The organism is Pseudomonas sp. GD04058, assembly GCF_029836855.1.
Lineage (GTDB): Bacteria > Pseudomonadota > Gammaproteobacteria > Pseudomonadales > Pseudomonadaceae > Aquipseudomonas > Aquipseudomonas bharatica.
Map to the genome: position 1 here is coordinate 1 of NZ_JAOECN010000086.1, position 2461 is coordinate 2461.

Annotated in this window: 1 protein-coding gene; it reads right to left on the reverse strand. The window is 61.8% G+C overall.

The features are described 5' to 3' along the window. The coding region (locus tag N7650_RS27810; RefSeq protein WP_347815663.1) for an immunoglobulin-like domain-containing protein at positions 1-2461 on the reverse strand (2461 nt) is incomplete at both ends.

A 2461-nucleotide genomic window follows, 5' to 3' on the forward strand; every position in this document is an offset into this window, starting at 1 on the left:
GCCGGCCGGGTTGGTCAGCTTGGCGGTGTAAGTGATCTGGCCGCCTTCCTGGACGGTGCCGGAGGCGGTCAGGCTGACCCCGGTGGTGTCGAGATTGTTCGGGTTGTCGTTGACCACGGTGCTCGGTGTACCGGCGGTCACCAGCTTCTCGTAATTGCCGCCGGTGACGCCGGTGATGCTGTTGGTCAGCGGCGCGTTGGTGCCATAGACGTTGTTTGGCGCGGTGAAGTCCACCGAACCGCTCGAAGCGTTGACCGGGATGGTGATCGACTGGCCGTTCGCCAAGGAGATGACCAGAGGCGTACCAGTAACTGGCGCGGTAACCGAGGCGGTGTAGGTGACGACACCGCCTTCTACAGCGCTGGCGGTGGCGGTCAGAGTGACGGTCGAAGTATCGATCGAATCCGTAACGGCGGTGACAGCCGGGGTTGGGCTGACTTCCAGGTGCTCGAAGTCGCCACCAGTAGTCCCAGTGACAGTCACGCTAACGTTGCCGCCATCCACATAAACGGTGTTCTGCGGTGCGGCGAAGGTCACGCTGCCTTCACTCAGGCCCTTACCGATGGTGATCACTTCCCCGTTGCTGAGGGTGATCTTCATCTCGCTGCCCGCCGGGTTGGTCAGGCGGGCGGTGTAGACGATGTCACCACCTTCCTGGACGGTGCCGGTAGCGCTGAGGGTCAGGCCTGTAGTGTCCAGGCGAGCCGGGTCGTCGGTCACAACGGTGGTTGGAGTGCCGGCGGTTTCGAGCTTCTCGTAATTGCCGCCAGTGACACCGGTGATGCTGTTGGTCAGCGGCGTGTTGGTGTTCAGGACGTTGTTCGGGGCAATGAAATCGACCGAACCGCTGGAGCTATTGACCGGAATGGTGATCGACTGGCCGTTCGCCAAAGAGATGACCAGCGGGTTGCCAGTGACCGGAGCCGTGACAGAGGCGGTGTAGGTGACGACGCCACCTTCCACTGCGCTCGGAGTCGCGGTTAGGGTGACGGTCGAAGTATCGATCGAATCCGTAACGGCGGTGACAGCTGCAGTCGGGCTGACTTCCAGGTGTTCGAAGTCGCCGCCGGTGGTGCCGGTGACGGTGACGCTGACGTTGCCGCCATCTACGTAAACGGTGTTTTGCGGGGCCGGGAAGGTCACGCTGCCTTCCGACAGACCTTTGCCGATAGTGATCACCTCGCCATTGCTCAGGGTGATCTTCATCTCGCTGCCGGCTGGGTTGGTCAGGCGAGCGGTATAGACGATATCGCCGCCTTCCTGGACGGTGCCTGTGGCGGACAGGGTCAGGCCGGTAGTATCCAGGCGAGCCGGGTCGTCGGTCACAACGGTAGTCGGGGTGCCGGCGGTTTCGAGTTTCTCGTAATTGCCACCAGTGACGCCGGTGATGCTGTTGGTCAGCGGCGTATTGGTGTTCAGGACGTTGTTCGGGGCGATGAGGTCCACCGAACCGCTGGAGCTGTTCACCGGGATAGTGATCGACTGGCCGTTCGCCAGAGAGATGACCAGAGGCGTACCAGTGACTGGCGCGGTAACCGAGGCGGTGTAGGTCACCACACCGCCTTCAACAGCACTGGCGGTGGCCGTCAAAGTCACGGTCGAAGTATCGATGCTGTCGGTAACAGCAGTCACAGCCGCCGTTGGGCTGACTTCCAGATGCTCGAAATCACCGCCGGTGGTGCCGGTGACGGTCACGCTGACATTGCCGCCGTCCACGTAAACGGTGTTGGCAGGCGCCGGGAAGGTCACGCTGCCTTCCGACAGGCCTTTTCCGATGGTGATCACTTCCCCGTTGCTGAGGGTGATCTTCATTTCACTGCCCGTCGGATTGGTCAGGCGGGCGGTGTAGACGATATCGCCGCCTTCCTGGACGGTGCCGGTTGCGGACAGGGTGAGGCCAGTCGTGTCCAGACGAGCCGGGTCGTCACTCACGACGGTGGTCGGGGTACCGGCAGTTTCAAGCTTCTCGTAGTTGCCACCGGTTACGCCGGTAATGCTGTTGGTCAACGGGGTGTTGGTGTTCAGGACGTTATTCGGGGCGATGAAGTCCACCGAACCGCTCGAAGCGTTGACCGGAATGGTGATCGACTGGCCGTTCGCCAAGGAGATGACCAGAGGCGTACCAGTGACTGGCGCGGTAACCGAGGCGGTGTAGGTCACCACACCGCCTTCGACCGCGCTCGAGGTCGCGGTCAAGGTGACGGTCGAAGTGTCGATGCTGTCGGTGACGGCAGTGACAGCCGCAGTCGGGCTGACTTCCAGGTGCTCGAAGTCGCCGCCGGTGGTGCCGGTGACGGTGACACTGACGTTGCCGCCATCTACGTAAACGGTGTTCTGAGGCGCCGGGAAGGTCACGCTACCTTCTGACAGACCTTTACCAATCGTGATGACTTCACCATTGCTCAGGGTGATCTTCATCTCGCTGCCGGCCGGGTTGGTCAGGCGCGCGGTATAGACGATA